The sequence below is a fragment of the Pseudomonas vranovensis DSM 16006 genome, from assembly GCF_000425805.1.
Classification (GTDB): Bacteria; Pseudomonadota; Gammaproteobacteria; order Pseudomonadales; family Pseudomonadaceae; genus Aquipseudomonas; species Aquipseudomonas vranovensis.
In genome coordinates, this window is the sequence record NZ_AUED01000003.1 from 433022 (window position 1) to 451158 (window position 18137).

The following is an 18137-nucleotide window of genomic DNA, read 5'->3' on the forward strand; positions in this document are numbered from 1 at the left end:
GCTTGCCCCGCGATCACACGTTAGAACGCGTACGTGGCCGAAAGAATGGCCGACCGCGCATCCCCATACTCAATGGCCGACGAACGGGCATCCGTACCGTTCTGCTGGCGCACCCGCTCCACATAGTCCTCGTCGAACAGGTTGTTGACGTTCAGCTGCAGGTCCAGCTGTTCGTTGACCCGGTAGGCAACCATGGCGTTGTGTACCCAGTAGGCATCAAGCTTGGCGGTGGTACTGGAGGTCACGTTGCGCTCGCTGACGTAGCGCGCGCCATAGCCGACCGTCCAGTCGGCCGGCAGTTTGTATGTCGTCCACAGGTTGAGCGAGCGCGGCGGAGTGTTGCCCAGCGCCTGGCCTTCACGGGCGATGCCGGCGGCAGTATCGGCGGCATCGAGCGTTTCGCTGTCGAGGAAGGTGTAGTTGGCGAACACGTCCCACTGCTCGGTGATGTGGCCGGTCACGCCTACTTCAAGCCCCTGTACCCGCTGCTTGCCCGCCAATTGGGTGGAGCCATCGGCCATGGTTTCGCGCGCGTTGGTCTTCTCTACACGAAACAACGCTGCATCGAGCTCCAGGCGCTTGTCCAGCAACTCCCATTTGGTGCCCAGTTCCCAGGTTTCGTTCTTCTCGGGCGACAAGTCTGCAGTGGCAGTGGTCAAGCCGCCGCCGGTGGAGGCCAGGCTTTCGGTCGAGGGGTTGAAGGAGTTGCCCCAGGCGACATAGATGCGACCGTTCTCGGTGGGCTTGTAGACCAGGCCTGCGCGGCCGCTGAGTTTTTCATCGGTAGAGTCGACGTCAGAGGTTTTCACGTGATCGGCGCCGTAGCCTTGGGCTTCGCCTTTGAACTTGTCGTAGCGCAGGCCCAGGTTCAGGTCCCACTGCTCGTGCAGGGCGATGGTGTCGAAGACATAGAGGGCCTGGTTGGTCAGTTCGGTCTCGGTATAGCCGCTGGTGGCCTTGTTGCTCGGCCCGGTCCATTTCCCGGGCGGGTTGCTCAGGTCGTAGCCATCGGTGGGGTACAGGGCGTTGCCCAGGCCATGTCCGTAGGTTTTCAGGTCCAGGGTTTCACGCGAGACCTCAACGCCGGTGACCAGGTCGTGGCGCATGCCCAGCAGGTTGAAATTGCTCACCAGGTTCGTCTGGTTGATCCACATTTCGGTTGTCGCGTCTCGGCCGTAGCCTTGCGGGCCGGCAGGGCGGTAGCGGCCAGCCGGCACGCCGGTTGTGTTGACATGCGAAGCAGACACAATGGTGTCGCGGGCAATGTGGCTGTAGCGGGTGAGGTTCTGCAGGCGCAGGTTGTCGTTGAAATCGTGCTCGAAGTTGGCGGTGAAGGAGCTTTGCTCGACCTCCTCCTTGTCCAGGTTCTTCCAGCCGAAATAATCTTCACGGCTGACCCCGCCCAGCTTCTTGCCATCCAGGGCCGGTACGCCGTAGTCGGGCAGATTGTCGTCCACCTGGTGGAAGGCGCTCAGGGTCAGGCGTGTGGACTCGCTGAAACCCAGGCGCAAGGAAGGCGCAAGCCCCCAGCGTTCGCGGTCGATCTCTTCGCGCCCGGCCACATCGTTCTGGTGGCCCATGAGGTTGACCCGGAACGCGCTGTTCTCGCCTACGCCTTCGAGCGGCTGGTTGCTGTCCAGGGTCATGCGGTAGTAGTTGTCGGTACCGACACTGCCCCCCAGGCGAGTAAACGCCCGGTCCTGTGGCTGCTTGCTGATGATGTTGATGCTGCCGCCGGTGGTGCCTGCACCACCGAACACCGAGTTGGGTCCTTTGATGACTTCGACTTGCTCGATGTTGAAGGTGTCGGTGCGGTTGGTCTGGGCGCTGTCGCGCAGGCCGTCGATCTGGATGTTGCTGTTGGCCGAGAAGCCGCGGATGTTGATGCTGTCGCCAGAGCCGCCACCCCCTTCACCGGCGTTGAAGGTGATGCCCGAGACGTTTGACAGCACCTGGCGCAAGCTCAGCGCTTGTTGCTCCTGAATGACCTGGGCAGGGACCACAGTGATGGTCTGCGGCATATCGAGCAGGGGCTTGGCCAATTTGCTGGAGGCCGAGTGCTCGGTTTTGTAGGGGCTGCCGGACTGGGCGTCGACGTTGATATTGTCCAGTTGCAGGGCTTTTTGTCCGGCCTGTTCGGCAATGGCGTAACCACTTGAGGAAGCAACGGCAAGACCCAGTGCACAGGCCTTGAAAGGGCGGGGGGAGCGGGTGGAGGCGTTGGAGCTTGTCATGGGCAAGGAAACCTGAGAAGGCAGAAGTTACATTTGTTATTGAGAAGCATTAACAAGTGTACGCCTGAGGCACCTCGGGTGAGAATGATTTACAGAAACTGTATGTGTGAGCAAATATTGCAGAGATTATTGCCACATTCACAGATACGAAAAGCGTCGTAATCCGTGATGCACAATGCCGTGCGAAGCGTCTGACTGCTTTATAGTAGCGGCCTTCAAAATGGCGCCTGCGGGAAAGGAAGTGGTGTGTTTTTCAGGTTAATTCTGATCGCCTTCGTGTTGGCGATATCGGCGTGCAGTTCCCACTCCCCCAGCCCGGGCCCAGCGGCCAATAAAGTGGTCAGCGGCGTATACAAGGTCAAGCGCGGCGACACCCTGTATTCGATTGCCACGCGCCACGGCTGGAACTTCAAGGCGTTGGCACGCTACAACGGCATCAGCGCGCCTTATGCGGTGAATGTCGGCCAGACCATTCGCTTTGGTGGCTCGAAAGCTTCCAACCGCACGACCACCACGACTGCCAGCAAGGGCAAGCCCGTGGCCCCGTCCACCAAGGTTACCCTGCGTGGCTGGGCGTGGCCGCTGGAGGGCGCGGTGATCGGCCGCTACTCATCGGCCGACAAACTCAACAAGGGCATCCGCATCGCCGCCACCCGGGGCCAGCCGGTTTACGCCAGCCTGGGCGGCAAGGTGGCGTTCGCGGTGAACATCCGCGGCTACGGCAACCTGATCATCCTCCAGCATGGTCCTTCGCATGCCAGCGTTTATGGCCACAACAGCAAGTTGCTGGTCAAGGAAGGGCAAACGGTCAGCAAGGGCCAGAAGATTGCCGAGGCAGGCGACCTGGATACTGACCGCGTGCAGCTCTACTTCGAGATCCGCCAGAACGGCAAGCCCATCGACCCGTTGAGCGTACTGCCCGCAGCCAGCTGAAGTCAGCCACGATTGGCCGGCCTTGGCTGCAGCAACGGATCGTGCGGGTTGATCTGGCGCAGTGCTTCCAGCACCTTGTTGGCCTCGCCGGGTTGCTGGTTCTGTTGCAGGTAATGGATCAGGGCCAGGCGCAGATCACGGTTGTACGGTTGCTGTTGCAGATTGCGCCAGAGCTGTTCGCGGGCTTTCTCTCGCTGGCCTTGATCATGCAACGCTACGGCCAGCACATAGCCGTAGCCGGTATTTTCCGGCTCCAACTGCACCGCCTTCTGCAATGCTTTTAGCGCCGCTTCGCGTTGCCCCTCGCGGATCAGGGCCAGCCCATTGGCCTGGTGCAGCAAGGCGGCTTCGGGATGTTCTGCCAGTGCCTGAGTCAGTTCGCTGCGGGCTTCGCTACCGCGGCCATGGCGGCCGAGCCACTGCACTAGCGCTACCCGTGCCGGGAGAAAATCGGCATCGCGCTTGATCGCGGTGCGCAGGTATTTCTCCACCTCGGCGTCGCGGCCGTTGGCCTGATACAGCAGCGCCAGGTTGAGGTTGGCTTCGGCGCGCTCCAGCAGGCTCATCTGCACATGTTCGTATTCGCCAATCGCTTTGTTGAAGGCCGCCTCATCGTTGCCAAGCCCGACTGCACCTACCGGCAACAGGGCGTAGGCGGCTGCGATGCGCACAGCCAGCGCCGGGTCGCGCAGCAGGGGCGCCAGCAGGCGTTGGCGTTGTTCCGGTGGCAGCAGCGCGGCGACAGCTTCCAGGGCGCTCAGGCGCACTTGCGCGTCCTTGTGCTTGAGGTCGCGGGTGGCGGCATTGAACGTCTGTTCGCTCGGGTAGTTGGCCAGTTCAGCCAGCAGGGTGGCGCGGCGAATGGCGGGCAATGCGTTGCCCTGCAGTTGTTCGAGCAACGATTGCACCGCGCCGGGCTTGCCACCACGCAGCAGGTCCAGGCTGGAGGCATAGGTGCTGTCGCCGTCCTGGCCATACCAGAGGCGGAACTGATCGGCGATCTGTTGCCCCTTGGTGGATTGGTGGCAGCTCAGGCAGGCATCGGGTGTACCCAGCTGCAACGCCTGGGCCGGTGCAGGAATGCTGAAGCCGTGGTCGTGACGCCAGTCGTTGACCATGTAGAACTTGCCCGGCATGTGGCAATCCACACACTGCGAGCCGGGTTGGCCAGGGGTGTGCCGATGATGCTCGGTCGAGGTGTAGTCCTTGGCCTTGAGGCCCGCGCCATCGACACCGGCAATGGTGATCTTGCCGGCGGTGTTGTGACATTGCAGGCATACACCATCACCGGGGGCCTTGAGCTGGGTGCTGTGCGGGTCGTGGCAATTGCTGCAGCGCACACCCTTGGCGAACATCTTGCTCTGGGTGAAGGCGCCGTATTCGAACACCTCGTCCTTGATCTTGCCGTCGAGTGCATACAGCTCGCGGGTCAGGCGGCTTGGCAGGTAGTCATCCATCAGACGACGATCATTGTGAAAGCCATCACCCAGCGGAGCACGGCGGGCATGGCAACGGGCGCAGGTCTCCACTTCGCTGAGGTTGTCGCTCTGGTGCGCGCTTCGACTGAAGCCTACATTGGCTTGCTTGCCCGGTTTGGCGGCCCATTGCAGATGGTTGGACGCCGGCCCATGGCAGGCCTGGCAACCTACGCCCAGGCTGTTCCACTGGCTGTCGAACGCGCCGCTTTCGGCGTCGAAATTTCGCTTGAATCCGGTGGTATGGCATTCCACGCACATGAAGTTGGCGTTCTGCTGTGGCTTGCTCCAGTGCAGCGGGTCTTTGAAGTCCACGCCCTGGCCCGGGTAGAGGTGAAACCATTGTTTTTTCTGGGTATCCCAGGCAACGCCCAGGGCTTGCAAGTGGCCCTCGCCGGTATCGATCAGGTACTGCTGCAGGGGCTCCACACCAAAGGCATAGGCCACGCGAAAATCCTTGTTCTTGCCGTCGGCACCAACGGTGTTGACCCAGAACTGCTCGCCCTGGCGGAAGAACCGGGTGGTCTCGTTCTCAGCCTTGAACTGGCGGTCGGCGAAATCGCCGAGCACTGATTGTTCGCTGGCATCCTGCATGGCCAGTTGGTGGTGTGAGCCTTTCCAGTGGTCGGTCTGGGCCTTGTGGCAGCCTTGGCACTGGGCTTCATCGACCAGTGTTGCAGGAGGTGCCGGGGGCGCGGCGACCGGAGCAGGGGGCGCAGCGGTCGTGGTCACGGCGGTGATGGGGGTTGACTGGTCGACCAGCACCCAGGCAATCACGCTCAACAGCAGTGCCAGGCCGGCCAGTACAGGCCAGAACCATTGGCGGGTGGGGGCGGCAGGTGTGGCGGTATCGGTACGCTTGCGATGAGGCTTGGACATGCAGACTTCCGTGATCCGATGAACTGAGGGCAGCTTGGGTGAGGCAATGATTGGCTGTCAAAGGTTTCAGGGCATGCCGAGGAACCAGCGCAAGTAAGGATTCTGGCCGTCGTCACGAGCCACTTCGCGCACTTGCCGGGCCCAGGTTTCGCGTTGGCCCCGGTAGGCCGTCAGGCCAACCTGATAGAACCGCAGCAAGCGCTGGCGCTGCTCGTTCAGTCGCAGGCGGAACAGGCTGTCATCGCCCTGAAGCGGCGGTGGGCTGTACAAGGCCAGCAACTCGGGCAGCACTCGAATGATTTCATCGCTGCGCACCCAGGGTGCGTATTCGATGCGTGGCTGGTCATCAGTGACTGCCGGGGTAGTGCCTGCGTAACGCTCAAGGCCTGCACGGTCGGTCACCCAGGTGGCCAAAAGGCTTGCCGGTGAATCGATGCCCACCGCGCTCAGGGTGCTGAGGACGTCAGGTTGCTGAAGACGCTGGCTGATGCGCGCCAAATCCAGCTGCACCGGTTGCTGAGAGCCCACCAGCAGCATTTCGTGGAACTCGGTGGTCCACAGCGAGGCATGCGGGAATACGTCGAGAAAGCTTTGCACCAGCGCGCGGCTGTCATCGTTGTTCTGCGTAGGCAGCGGCAGCCATTGGGCGACCAGACCCTGAGGATTCAGGCGGCTTGAAGCCAATTGATAGAAATCACGGGAGTACAGGTTGACCACGCCGGCTGCCGAAGGGGGTGGCGGCTCCAGGGTAATCAGGTCGTAGGTTTGCGGGTTGCCGAGCAGTTCGCGGCGACCATCGCGCAGGCGCACCTGCAGGCGCGGATCGCTGGCGGCGTTGTAGTTGCCCTGGAATAGCGCCGAGGCGCTGACCACCCCGGGCAGCAGTTCGGCGACCACCCGATGCTCAAGCCCCGGATAGCGCAACAAGGCCCCGGCGGTAATCCCGGTGCCCAGGCCGATGACCAGTGCCGAGCGCGGCTCGCCATTGTGGATCAGCAGGGGCAGCAAGGCCTGCAGGCGCATGTAGCGTAGCGATGGCATGGCATCGCCGGTGTTGGACACACCCTGGATGTACAAGCGGCGAAAATTGCCCTGGCGCTTGTGTTGCTCGACCACGGCCACCGTGCCGCCTCGGCCTTCCTGGTAGAACACCAGGTCGCTGCCGCGTGCGCCAGGCAGCAACTTTGCCAGGCGATCCGCAGGGGTGAGCAGGGCCACGGCGAGGCTCGCGATGCCCAGGGCGATCACCGCCCGGCGTTTGCCAATGGCGACCTGCTCGCCGCGCAGCACCGCCAGCAACGCGACCAGCGCCGCCAGTACGGCTAGCACACCCAGCGTTCGAACCAGGCCCAATTGAGGCACCAGCACGAAGCCGCAGAGCATCACCCCGACGATACCGCCCAACGTGTTGAAGGCCACCACCGAACCGACATCACGGCCCACATGCCCTTGTTCGCTGACCAACCGCAAGGCCAGCGGGAATGCCGCTCCCAGCAAGGTGGTGGGCAAAAATACAATGCTCAGGGCCACTACGGCAAAGCGTGCGCACATGCCTGCCAGGGCACTGCCGCCCATTGCCAGCACAGCAGCTTCGGCCTGGGTCTGCAGTTGAATCAGCCAGCGACCCAGGCCGGCAATTTCCAGCAGGGCCAGCAACCCTGCGCCGGCAATCAGCAGGGCGAAGGCGCCCCACGGATCGCTGATCCGGTCGGCACGCCGGGCATACAACGCGCTGCCCAGTACCAGCCCGCCCAGGTAGGTGGCCAATACCACGGCGAAGGCGAAGGTGCGGGTACTCATGAATTGAACGATGGCCTGGGACCAGACCACTTCGTAACCCAGGGCGATACCGCCGGCGATGGCATACAACACCAGCGCCAGGTAGGCCGCACCTTTACGTGATTGAACGGTGGCCACAGGCGCGTCGCTGGCAGGGCTGCCCTGGGCCAGCCAGAAGGCGCCGCCAGCAGCCACCAGGTTGAGCACGGCAGCGGCGCAGGCACTGCCAAAGATACCCAGCGCCGGAATCAAAAGGAAAGCGGCGAGCAGGGTGCCGACAATGGCGCCTGCGGTGTTGGCTGCATACAACTGGCCCCCGGCACGACCGATGCTTTCGACGTCGCGGGTTACCGCACGCACCAGCACCGGCAAGGTGCCGCCCATCAATACGGCCGGTACCCCGACCAGGGCAAAGGGCAGAACCCACGCCAGCAAACCGATGCTGTTTTCCATCCGCGCGAAGGGGCCGGCGGCCATGCCCAGTGCCCAGGTGGCGGCGACCCCGACTACTGCCACGGCCAGTTCAAGCACGGCGTAGAAACGCATGGGTCGCTGCAGGCGGTCAGCCCGTCGTCCCAGCCACAAGCCACCCAGGGCCAGGCCGGCAAAAAAAGCGCTGATGCCCGCGGTAATGGCGTACACCTCGACACCCACCACCAGTGATAGCTGCTTGATCCACAACACCTGGTAGATCAGCGCTGCAGCGCCGGAAGCCACTAGCAGCAGGGCTGCCAGGGTGACGCTGGACCGCGATTGGGACGTGGATCGGGTGGTGGCTTTGCTGCGTCGGGAGGTACTGGCTACCGGCATCGGGCGAAGGCCTTGTATTGGTCTGCGAAACATTCTGTATAGCGCATTGCGCGTGCTTGAGCCTAGCAGCTCAAGTGCCAACTAGAGCGCCAGATACGCTGGCCCAGCCATAAAAAAGCCCGCCCGCAACCTGAGGGTCGCGGGCGGGCGGGGGTGGAGTTACTGCTTGTTCTGCTTCATCTTCTCTTCGATCTTCGCATCCACATCGGCGCGGATCTGGTCGATGCTGAAGCTTGCCGGACGCTGGCTTGGTGGGTACTCGACGAAGGTCTGCAGGAATGCAGCGGACTTCATCACGGCCACTTCGGTCAGGTAAACGTTCTTGGTGGTCCAGTCGTAGTACTGGTCGGACACCACGTCAGCACGCTCGTACGGGTCCATGCGCAGGTTGAAGATCTTCGGTACCCGCAGGCACACGAAGGGCTCGCTCCACACCTTGAAACCGCCCGGTGCGCGTTGTTCGCAGAACACGGCTTTCCAGTTGTCGTAACGCATGGAAACCAGCACGCCGTCGTCGTTGAAGTAGTAGAACTCCTTGCGCTCGCCTTTAGGCTGCTGACCGGTCAGGTATGGCAGTTGGTTGTAGCCGTCCAGGTGTACTTTGAAGTTGGTGCCACCAGAGACCGGCGCCCAACCCTTGAGCAGCTTGTTTTTCACATCGGAATCGCCAGCGGCCGCCAACAGCGTTGGGAACCAGTCCAGGCCCGAGAACATCTCGTTGGAGATTTCGCCCGGTTTGATCTTGCCTGGCCAGCGAACCATGGCCGGTACGCGGTAGGCGCCTTCCCAGTTGGAGTTCTTCTCGTTGCGGAACGGCGTGGTCGCCGCATCCGGCCAGGAGAACTGGTTCGGACCGTTGTCGGTGGTGTAGACGACAATGGTGTTGTCGGCGATCTTCAGATCGTCCAGGGTCTTGAGCAGTTTGCCGACGTCTCCGTCGTGCTCAAGCATGCCGTCTGCGTACTCGTTGCCAGACATTCCGCTCTGGCCCTTCATCGAGTCACGCACGTGGGTGAACAAGTGCATGCGGGTGGTGTTCATCCAGACGAAGAATGGCTTGTCGGCCTTGACCTGCTTCTCGATGAATGCTTGCGCCGCTGCTGTGGTTTCGTCGTCGATGGTTTCCATGCGCTTGGTATTCAGCGCGCCGGTGTCTTCGATCTTGCCATCGGCGAAGCTGTGGATCACGCCACGCGGAGTGAAGGCCTTGGTGAATTCCGGGTTGTCCTTGGGCCAGTTTTCACGTTCCGGCTCTTCCTCGGCATTGAGGTGATAAAGGTTGCCGAAGAACTCGTCGAAACCGTGGGCGGTCGGTAAGTACTCGTCGCGGTCGCCCAGGTGGTTCTTGCCGAACTGCCCGGTGGCGTAGCCCATCGACTTGAGTGCCTGGGCGATGGTGATGTCGCGCTTTTGCAAACCGACGGTTGCGCCGGGCAAACCCACTTTTGACAGGCCAGTACGCAGTACCGTCTGGCCGGTGATGAACGAGGAGCGCCCTGCAGTGCAACTGTTCTCCGCGTAGTAATCGGTGAACATCATGCCTTCCTTGGCGATTCGGTCGATGTTCGGGGTCTTGTAGCCGACCACGCCCAGCGCATAGGCACTGATATTGGTCTGGCCGATATCATCACCGAAGATCACCAGGATATTGGGCTTTTCAGCAGCGCTGACCGCGCCTGCGGTAATACCTATCACCGACGCCGCGACCATCGCGAGCTTCGGTATCCATCTGCGTTTGCCAGTCATTCGACTTGCCTCCCTTTCACGATCAAGACCGCCACTCGACGATCAATGAGTTGCTCACTGCGTTGCTCTTTCACCACTTCACTGTGCATGCTCATTTCGAGGCGCTCTCGAAAGGGAATACTCGTGCCCAGTCCTTAGCCATATCCACAGTAGTCCAGTCCTGCTTTTTGGCCTCATCCAGGGCCTTGTCCAGACGTCCAATTTTTGATCCCCGGTCATAAGCCCACTCGCGCTCGGCATCGGTGTGGTGTACCAGGCCCATGAAGCGCGCGCCTTTGCCGGCGGCGGTCCACTGCAGCATTTGCAAGTCGCCATCGGAGTTGCCGAAGGCCAGGATGGGGCGACGGCCGATGATGGCGTCGATGCTTTCCGGCTTGCCGGGGCCATCGTCGTTGTGGGCAAGTTTTGGCGTGCGCAGAATTGACGGCTGGCCGTCGATGATCTGGAACTGGCTGACGAACGAGGTGCCGATCACCTGTTCCGGCGGGATGCCGTAGACCTCCTGGGCGAAGGTGCGCATGAAAGCGGTTTCGCCACCGGATACGATGTAGGTCTTGAAGCCCTGGCTGCGCAGGTAGTCGAGCAGCTCGAGCATCGGCTGGTAGACCATTTCGGTGAACGGTCTGTCGGTCTTGGGGTGCCTGGCCTTGGCCAGCCAGGCCTCGGCGTTGGCCATGAACGCCTCGGTGGTGATACCGGTATGGGTGGCACCGACGATTTTCATCAGGCCCTCCATGCCGCTCGCTGCCAGGGTCTTCTGGTCGTCTTCCAGCACGGCCTTGAAGGGTTGCTGGTCTTTCCATTCGGGATGCTCAGGGGCCATGCGCTTGACTTCAGCGAGGGCGAACAACAGTTGGAAGTAGGCCGGTTGCTCGCTCCACAGGGTGCCGTCGTTGTCGAATACGGCAATACGTTCATCGACTGGCACGTAGGTTTTCGAACCCTGGGTCGTCACTTGCTCGACGAAGTTCAACACGGCCGTTCGGGTCGCTCCCTCACGCCAGCTCGGCAATGGCTCGGCGGCTTGCAACGGCAGTGACCAGTGCAGCAAGAGCAACAGCACCAGCCACAGTGGCTGACGAAACTTGGCGATCATGGCAACTCCTTGTCGTGTCCAGGGTTCAGCGGGCGCAAGCTGTGGGGCCGGGGGGCGCCACGGGCCTGCCTGACGGTTTCATGGTGCAGGGTAGTGAGGCGGGGCAGGAGCGCCTCCGGCGACGCGTCAGCCTGTGCGTTGGCGCTGTAGCACTGGCGCAGCACATCCGGATCGGCGCCGGCCAGACGCAGGCTGCCTCGGCTGCGGCGCCACCATTGGTACAACGCCGTGAGCTGTGGCGGGCGTTGCCTGAGCTGGCCCGGTACCTGCTGCCAGGCGTAGTCGGCCGATGCTTCGCGGCGAGCCTTGCGGGTGGCTTGCCAATGCTGCCAGGACGTTCGCCATTGCGCGCCAAAGCGGCGTAGCAGCAATCCCAGCAGCACCAGCACGGCCAGGATCAGCCCGGCCGTCAGCCAATGGCGAGACAGGTGCAGGCGGGTCTGCTGGCCGAGCCGCTGGAGGTCCTCGGTCACTGAAAAGGGGGGCTGGTAGGCCGGGTTGGCGCTGGCCGTGAAGCTGATGGCCGGTAGCGTGGCGCTGTGCAGGGTTTTGTCCTGGGTGCTCCACCATTGCACCTGCAGGGCGGGCAACTGGTACTTGCCGGGCTTTTCGATGCGATAGGAAGCGGCGTCGATGCGTTGCCCGCCGAGGGTGTAGCCGCGACCGTTGTCGAGGGTCTTGACCTGCGGGGTCTTGAGGTAACGGCTCAGGCCGTCCACATCGCCCAGCGGGGTGACCGGCAGCATCAGGCTCATGGCACCTTCGGCCTTGAGGGTCACAGTACGGGTCAGGCTGTCGCCCACCTTGAGCGCCGCGGGATCGGGGCTGGTCTGCTGGGTCAGGCTGAGCTGGCGGGCCACCAGCACCCGCTGGCCGGCGGGAACACCTGCCGGCAGTTGGGCATGAAGGGTCAGTGGCTGGCTGGTGGCGCTCAGCGGCGCCTGGGCCGTGCCTGGCGTTGCGCTCACCGTCAATGCCGGGATCTGCAGGTCACCGGTCTGTTGCGGGGTGATCTGGAACAGGTAGCGCATGCCGTAGAAGTTCGTGCCGTCCAGGCGTTGGGTCAGGTGCTGGGCCTGGTCGCCAGGGGGCGTGACCACGGCGCCGGGTAGGGTCAAGTCGGGAAGCTTAGGTGCGCTGCTGAACCAGGTGTCCGTATACAGGTCCAGTTGCAGTTGCACGGTTTCGCCGACCACCGCCGTGTCGCCGGGCACCAGTGTTGCCTGTACGCGCAGTTGCGGGTCGGCCGCCAGAAGGGAGGTACTGAACAGGGCGAGTACGAGCGCGAGTAGTTTCATGGTGCCCCCTGCACAGTCTGGTCCTGCAGACTGAATTTGCGTCGCAGGAAATCGGCGGGCGAGGTGGTGAGGTTCTGCAGCCACAGTTCATCGGAACCGGCCTGGGCCTTCTCCACCGGCTTGCTCTTGCCTTTGCCGGCCGGCTTGTCGAAGACCACCTTGTCGGGTTTGACCTCGGGGGTGTTGTCCTGGGCCGAGTCGTAGTCCTTGGCCAGTGCCTGGGCCAATGCCAGGTTGGCCTTTGCTTCAGCAAAGTCTGGCTGCAGTTTCAATGCCTGGGTGTAGGCGGCGATGGCCTGGTCGAACTTGAAGCGCCGGGTGTAGATATTGCCCAGGTAGAAATAGGCCTGTGCGGTATCGAGCTGGGCAAAGCTGGCCAACGCCAGGTCGTAGTCGGCGGCGTTGTAGGCGGCAATGCCTTTCCAGTAAGGATCGGTAAAGTGCGCTGCCGCTGCCGGGTAATGCTGGTGCTCGAAGGCCCAGCGGCCTTGCTGGTCGGGTGTCATGAAGGCATCGACCAGGGCATTGGCACGGGCATCGTCCACCGGCAGCAACAAGCCCAGTAGCAGGCAGGCGCTCCAGTTCAGGCTCCAGCCACGACGGATACACAGGAAGGCGATCAGCAGCAGCGGCCAGCACAGCCAGTAGCCGGCGTCCTTCCAGTGCAGGGGCTGATTGTCCTGATTGGCGCTTTCGAAGTGCTGCTGGGCATGGGCTTCGATCCAGTCCAGGTCATCGTCATTGAGGGTCAGGCTGCCCAGCGGGGCATCCAGCGCCGAAGCCAGTTGCTTGAGACCGTCCTTGTCGAAACGTCCCAGCTGTGGTCGACCCTGGCTGTCGATCAACGGTTGGCCGTCGGCGCCTTTGATCATCCCGCCATCGGTATTGCCTACGGCCAGCACCAGCACTTGCAGGCGGCTGCCATCGAGCACCTTGTCCAGCTGCGACAGCTGTGATTTGTCGGCGCCATCACTGACCAGCACCACTGTAGCGGGTGTGCCCTCGGCGGCGACCAGGGTCTTGGCCTGCTCTACCACCGCCAGGGCGTTCTTGCCGGGTTTCTGGATCAGGGTGCTGGACAGGGCTTGCAGGAAGCCGTCCAGCAGGGCCGGGTCGCGTGTTGGGGGGAGTACCAGGTGAGCGCTGCCGGCATAGGCGATCAGGCCGGTGGCGGCGCCCTGGCGACGCTGGATCAGGCTGTGCAGCTTGTGCTTGGCTGCTTCCAGGCGAGTGGGGGCGATGTCGCTGGCGTCCATGGAACTGGACAGGTCCAGGGCCAGAATCAGTGGCGCACGGTTGTCGAGGAAGGCCGGGCGGTCCTGCTCCCAGGTGGGGCCGGCAACAGCGACGGCACCGAGGATCAACAGCGCACTGGCCAGGTGAACGGGGCGCAGGCGGTGCTGGTCTTCACCGTCCAGGCGCAGGTGTGCCAGCAGATGGGGGGCAATATTATTGCTCCAGCTGCGCAGTTGCTGGCGACGATGACGCCAGATCCACGGCAGCAGCACACCGGGCACCAGCAGCCAGAGCCAGGCCGGGCGCAGAAAGTGAAACGCCTGCAGGTCAATGTCCATGTTCGGCGACCTCCACTGGCGTGCTGCGCGGCCGGTAAGACAGCGCCAATGCGAGCAGGTGATAGCCGCCATACAGCAGCAGGGCAGCGCCCAGCGCCATCCAGAACAGGTCGCGTTTGGGTTGGTGGGTGAGGGTCTTGACCTGGTGCGGGGTCAGCTTGTCGAGGGTGGCATAGACCTGCTGCAACGCGTCGCGGTCGGCGGCGCGGAAGAACTGGCCGCCGGTCTGTTCGGCGATCTGCTGCAGGCTCTTGAGGTCGACCTTGGCCTCGGCTTCGGCCTGCGGGTCGCCAATACCGATGGTGTGGATCACTACGCCTCGATCTGCGGCCATGGCGGCGGCCCGGGCGGGCGTGATGGCGCTGCTGGTGTCGTTGCCGTCGGTGAGCAGAATCACCACTTTTTCTGGTTCCTTGGCTTGCTCCAGCAGTTTCAGGCTCAGGCCGATGGCATCGCCGATGGCGGTATTGGGGCCGGCCATACCGACGTCGGTTTGCTGGAGCAGTATCGACAGGCTGGCGTGGTCGAGGGTCAAGGGTGCCTGGGGGTAGGCGGCACTGCCGAACACCACCAGGCCCAGGCGGTCTTTCGGGCGTTGGCGGATAAAGTCCTGGACCACCGCCTTGACCGCGCTCATGCGCGACACCGGGTTGCCGTCGGCGCCCTTGAGGTCGACCGTCTGCATGGATTGGGAAATGTCGATGGCCAGCATCAGGTCGCGCACCGGCTCTTCATGCTGCTGCGGTGGCTCGACCAGTACCGGGCGGGCGATGGCCACCACCAGCAATGCCCACACCAGCCAGTGCAGGATCAACTGCCAGGTGTTGTGACGTGTGCCGGGTACGCCGGGCTCTTGACCGCTGACACGGCTGATGGCTTCGAAGAATGGCACGCGGATGGCACTGCGCGCCTCGATGTAGGGTGGCAGCCAGCGGTAGCCCAGCACGGGCAGCGGCAGCAGGATCAGCAACCAGGGATAGTCAAACTGCCACATGATGATGCTCCACCCAGGTTCTGCACTGTTGTACCAGCGCCTGTGCATCGACCGCCGCCAGGGTGCGCTCGGGGGCGTAAGCGAGATGCGCCAGTTGCTCGGCGAAGTCTGCTGGCAACGGGGTGCGGCTGTGGGCACTGAGAAAGGCTTGCCAGTCACTGTTGTGCAAGGTCGCGACCGCAGGGCGTGCAGGCATCGACAGCGCCACGCGCTTGAGCAGTTCCGGCAATGCGCGCAGGGCTGCAAGGCGTTGGTGCGGGTCGGTCAGAGCAGCCTCCAGCGTCGCCAGCTGCTGCAATGCTTCGCGCCGGTAGCGGTTCAACTGCCAGCGTCGGTAGCGCCAGGCACCATAGAGCACCACGGCCAGTACCAATACGACGCCCAATGCGGCCCAGCCCCAGGTCTGTGGCAGGTAGCTGGGCGCAGGCGGCAAGGCCAGTTCCTTGAGTTGGTCGATATTGGGCACATGGGCAGTCATGGGTGGTACCCCTGACGCTTGCCCAGTTCCAGGCGCAGTTGCTCGGCGGCGGGCAGGGCGGTGCTGAACATCATCAGGGGCACCTGACTGCGGCGCAGCAGCACGGCGACCTCCTGCAAACGGCCCTTGAGAAAATCGCTCAGGGGCGTGTGTACCTGGCGGCGCTCCACGGCGAGCTCCACCTGCAACTGGCCCTGGCTGACCATGATCCGGCCTTCGCGCGGCAGCTCCAGGGCCAGGGGGTCGTAGACCTGAAGGGCGATGACGTCGTTGTGCGCGCGCAGTTGGCGCAACTGGTGCAGGGTGCGTTCAGTTGCCCCGGCAAAATCGCTGATGATGCAGATCAAGTGATCGTGGGCAGCCACGCTCAGGCAGCGTTGCAACACGTTATCCAGGCTGCTGGTCGAGTCGCTTTCTTCAGCCCTGGCATCCAGCGCCTGGTTGAAGCGGGCGATCGCCGCGCAAATGGCCTGGACCCGGCTACGGCTGCGCAAGGGGGAGATGCTTTCAATACGACTGTCGTCGAACACCAGCGCGCCGACCCGGTCGCCGCCCTTGAGGGCCATCCACGCGGCCAGGGCTGCCAGTTCTGCGGCCAGGGCGGATTTGAAGCTGCGCTGGCTGCCGAAGAACATCGACATGCGCTGGTCGATCACCATCAGCGCCGGGCGGTCCCGCTCCTCGGTATAGGTGCGCACGATCGGCGTGCCACTGCGCAGCGAGGCCTTGGTGTCCAGGTGGCGCAGGTCGTCCCCCGGCTGGTAGCGGCGCAACTCGTCGAAGTTCAGGCCGCGCCCACGCACCCGCGAAGCATGGCTGCCGGCAAGCACGCTGGCACGTGGTTGCCGGGCCAGAAAACTCAAGCCCTGGGCATCGGCCTCAAGGGCCATGAGCTGGGCCAGCGAGACGTACACCAGCCCGTCAGGTGCCTGCGCCTTCAATGCCATGCTCTGTTCCTCATGCCGGGATGGCGACCTTGTCCAGCAGCCGGTCGAGGATCTGCTGGCTGCCGACACCATCGGCCACCGCGTCGTAGCTGGGTTGCAGGCGATGGCGCAGCACCGGGTGGACCATCGCGCGGACGTTGTCGGGCGAAACGAAATCCTGCCCTTGCAACCAGGCGTCGGCACGCGCGCAGCGATCCAGGCTGATGCCGCCGCGCGGACTTGAGCCCAATTGCAGCCAGCGGGCGAGGTCTTCGTCGTAGTCGGCGGGGTGGCGGGTGGCGTTGATCAGGTCGATCATGTAGCGGTCGATGGCAGGTGAAACGTGGATCGCCGCGATCTCCTGGCGGGCCTGGAACACCACGTCCTGGGTCAGGCTGAACGTGCTGGCTGCCGCGTGGGCGGTGCTGTTCTGTTCTTCTTCGCGCAGCAGCTGCAACACACGGGTTTCGTTGTCGGGGGCCGGATAGTCGAGCAGCACCTTCATCAAGAAGCGGTCCATCTGTGCTTCGGGCAGGGGGTAGGTGCCTTCCTGCTCGATGGGGTTCTGGGTGGCGATGACCATGAACAGGTCAGGCAGTTTGTGGCTGTTGCCGGCCACGGTAATCTGCCGCTCTTCCATGGCTTCGAGCAGTGCTGCCTGGACCTTGGCCGGGGCCCGGTTGATTTCATCGGCCAGAATCAGGTTGCCGAACAACGGCCCGGCCTGGAACTGCACCTGGTGCTGGCCGTTGACCTGTTGCAGCACTTCGGCACCCGTGATGTCCGAAGGCAGCAGGTCGGGGGTGAACTGGATACGGCTCATGTCGGCATCCAGGTGCCGGGCCAGGGCCTTGACCGTGCGGGTCTTGGCCAGGCCCGGGAGACTTTCCAGCAGCACATGCCCGTTGGCCAGCAGGCCTACCAGGATTTGCCGGATCACCTCGTCCTGACCCAACACCGTTTCGGCAATGGCGGCGTGCAAGGCCTTGATATCTGTCAGTGCGCTCATCCTTTCCCCCTACCACGCATAGTTAAGGCGCAACGTCCAGGTGTTGACGTCTGGTGACTTGTTGCGCTCGGACACGGTGTCGCTGTAAGCGATCAAGCCGCCGAACTGGGGCGAAAGCATGAAGCCCATGCTGGCGCCGAGCATTACGTTCTCTTGCTTGTTGTCCTGGCCCACACCGTCTATCTTGGTTTCGCCGCCGGCGCTGTAAGTGGCATCGAGCGAGGCCCACAGCGCACGGTTGAAGGTGTAGCTGTAATGGCCTTCGACGGCGTAGAGCGGGTCTTGCTCCAGCTTGCCGCTGCCCTGGTAGTCGTCGTTATCGCCAAACAGCGAGACCCAGGTATTGATCTCCAGCCAGGTCGGGCCGAAGGGGGTGCCAAAGCCGATTTCCGGTTTGACCACCCAGCGGTTGGCGCCGATGTTGATCACCCGGTCCTTGTCGTAGTCGCCGTTGGGAATGGTCAGCCAGACCGCACCGGTCATGAAGGTTTCCGGTGTCCAGTTGGCGTATTCCTCGGTGGTGAGTGCCGGGCCACCGAAGAAGTTGTGGGCGAACACGATCTGCGTGTCGCCCATGCCGCCGTTGTGTTTGGTGCCACTGAAAAAGCGCGCATCGTCGAACGAGGCCGAGACGTCGGCATAGGTCTGCAGCAACTGGATACCGCTGCTGCGCCCGTCGATACCGAAGGTGCGGGCATAGCGGAACAGATACAGGTCGGCATCCAGCGACAGGCCGTCGATCGGCAGCGAGGTGTCGATAGGGGTGTTGGCGTCGATACGGTTGTAGTAGCCAAAGACCATGTTCAGGTCGGTTGGGATGTTCTGCCAGTCGCGGGCGTTGTCGGCCTGCGCCATCAAGGGCGTCAGGGCCAGCAGTGCTGTGGCGGTTGTGCGCATCCTCATGCT

General features: G+C 63.0%; 13 protein-coding genes. 1 reads left to right on the forward strand and 12 read right to left on the reverse strand.

All coding sequences use genetic code 11. The features are described from left to right. Positions 1 to 20: 20 nt before the first annotated feature. Positions 21 to 2234, reverse strand: a complete 2214-nt coding sequence (locus tag H621_RS0109055) for a TonB-dependent receptor (protein ID WP_028943079.1) — start codon at positions 2232 to 2234, stop codon at positions 21 to 23. A 246-nt stretch (positions 2235 to 2480) separates the two neighbouring features. On the opposite strand from H621_RS0109055, the gene H621_RS0109060 reads away from it, so the two are divergent. Next, a complete protein-coding gene (locus H621_RS0109060; protein WP_028943080.1) occupies positions 2481 to 3167 on the forward strand; it encodes a peptidoglycan DD-metalloendopeptidase family protein in 687 nt (228 codons plus the stop codon). A 2-nt stretch (positions 3168 to 3169) separates the two neighbouring features. Here the strand turns inward: H621_RS0109060 and H621_RS0109065 are convergent, their stop codons facing one another. The 11 genes from H621_RS0109065 to H621_RS0109115 form a co-directional block, all read right to left on the reverse strand. Further along, a complete protein-coding gene (locus H621_RS0109065) occupies positions 3170 to 5521 on the reverse strand; it encodes a tetratricopeptide repeat protein (RefSeq protein ID WP_028943081.1) in 2352 nt (783 codons plus the stop codon). A 66-nt stretch (positions 5522 to 5587) separates the two neighbouring features. Further along, positions 5588 to 8110, reverse strand: a complete 2523-nt coding sequence (locus tag H621_RS0109070; RefSeq protein WP_028943082.1) for a fused MFS/spermidine synthase — start codon at positions 8108 to 8110, stop codon at positions 5588 to 5590. Between the two features lie 159 nt (positions 8111 to 8269). Then, positions 8270 to 9856: an arylsulfatase gene (locus tag H621_RS0109075; RefSeq protein WP_028943083.1), complete on the reverse strand. Its 1587-nt coding sequence runs from the start codon at positions 9854 to 9856 to the stop codon at positions 8270 to 8272. Positions 9857 to 9947: 91 nt separating this feature from the next. After that, positions 9948 to 10952, reverse strand: coding sequence for an HAD family hydrolase (locus H621_RS0109080; RefSeq protein WP_036989611.1), 1005 nt, complete (start codon positions 10950 to 10952; stop codon positions 9948 to 9950). Further along, on the reverse strand, positions 10949 to 12250 hold the full coding sequence (locus tag H621_RS0109085; RefSeq protein ID WP_028943085.1) for a BatD family protein: 1302 nt from the start codon (positions 12248 to 12250) through the stop codon (positions 10949 to 10951). The genes H621_RS0109080 and H621_RS0109085 overlap by 4 nt, the downstream gene beginning before the upstream one ends. Next, positions 12247 to 13824: a VWA domain-containing protein gene (locus H621_RS0109090; protein ID WP_028943086.1), complete on the reverse strand. Its 1578-nt coding sequence runs from the start codon at positions 13822 to 13824 to the stop codon at positions 12247 to 12249. The genes H621_RS0109085 and H621_RS0109090 overlap by 4 nt, the downstream gene beginning before the upstream one ends. Next, positions 13814 to 14818, reverse strand: coding sequence for a vWA domain-containing protein (locus H621_RS0109095; RefSeq protein WP_028943087.1), 1005 nt, complete (start codon positions 14816 to 14818; stop codon positions 13814 to 13816). Before H621_RS0109095 ends, H621_RS0109090 begins: the two co-directional genes overlap by 11 nt. Beyond that, complete coding sequence (locus H621_RS0109100; protein ID WP_028943088.1) at positions 14805 to 15296, reverse strand: DUF4381 domain-containing protein; 492 nt, start codon at positions 15294 to 15296, stop codon at positions 14805 to 14807. Before H621_RS0109100 ends, H621_RS0109095 begins: the two co-directional genes overlap by 14 nt. Further along, positions 15293 to 16243 carry a DUF58 domain-containing protein gene (locus tag H621_RS0109105; RefSeq protein ID WP_028943089.1) on the reverse strand — a complete coding sequence of 317 codons (951 nt, stop codon included), beginning with the start codon at positions 16241 to 16243 and terminating at the stop codon, positions 15293 to 15295. Before H621_RS0109105 ends, H621_RS0109100 begins: the two co-directional genes overlap by 4 nt. Positions 16244 to 16253: 10 nt before the next feature. Continuing rightward, positions 16254 to 17231 (reverse strand): AAA family ATPase, encoded by a 978-nt coding sequence (locus tag H621_RS0109110; RefSeq protein WP_028943090.1) that lies wholly within the window; start codon positions 17229 to 17231, stop codon positions 16254 to 16256. 9 nt (positions 17232 to 17240) lie between these two features. After that, on the reverse strand, positions 17241 to 18134 hold the full coding sequence (locus H621_RS0109115; protein ID WP_028943091.1) for a transporter: 894 nt from the start codon (positions 18132 to 18134) through the stop codon (positions 17241 to 17243). Positions 18135 to 18137: the final 3 nt, after the last annotated feature.

Bases quoted from the DNA above. Each gene is read 5' to 3' on its own strand.
- H621_RS0109055 (WP_028943079.1), bottom strand. From the start codon at position 2,234: ATGACAAGCTCCAACGCCTCCACCCGCTCCCCCCGCCCTTTCAAGGCC.
- H621_RS0109065 (WP_028943081.1), bottom strand. From the start codon at position 5,521: ATGTCCAAGCCTCATCGCAAGCGTACCGATACCGCCACACCTGCCGCC.
- H621_RS0109070 (WP_028943082.1), bottom strand. From the start codon at position 8,110: ATGCCGGTAGCCAGTACCTCCCGACGCAGCAAAGCCACCACCCGATCC.
- H621_RS0109075 (WP_028943083.1), bottom strand. From the start codon at position 9,856: ATGACTGGCAAACGCAGATGGATACCGAAGCTCGCGATGGTCGCGGCG.
- H621_RS0109080 (WP_036989611.1), bottom strand. From the start codon at position 10,952: ATGATCGCCAAGTTTCGTCAGCCACTGTGGCTGGTGCTGTTGCTCTTG.
- H621_RS0109085 (WP_028943085.1), bottom strand. From the start codon at position 12,250: ATGAAACTACTCGCGCTCGTACTCGCCCTGTTCAGTACCTCCCTTCTG.
- H621_RS0109090 (WP_028943086.1), bottom strand. From the start codon at position 13,824: ATGGACATTGACCTGCAGGCGTTTCACTTTCTGCGCCCGGCCTGGCTC.
- H621_RS0109095 (WP_028943087.1), bottom strand. From the start codon at position 14,818: ATGTGGCAGTTTGACTATCCCTGGTTGCTGATCCTGCTGCCGCTGCCC.
- H621_RS0109100 (WP_028943088.1), bottom strand. From the start codon at position 15,296: ATGACTGCCCATGTGCCCAATATCGACCAACTCAAGGAACTGGCCTTG.
- H621_RS0109105 (WP_028943089.1), bottom strand. From the start codon at position 16,243: ATGGCATTGAAGGCGCAGGCACCTGACGGGCTGGTGTACGTCTCGCTG.
- H621_RS0109110 (WP_028943090.1), bottom strand. From the start codon at position 17,231: ATGAGCGCACTGACAGATATCAAGGCCTTGCACGCCGCCATTGCCGAA.
- H621_RS0109115 (WP_028943091.1), bottom strand. From the start codon at position 18,134: ATGAGGATGCGCACAACCGCCACAGCACTGCTGGCCCTGACGCCCTTG.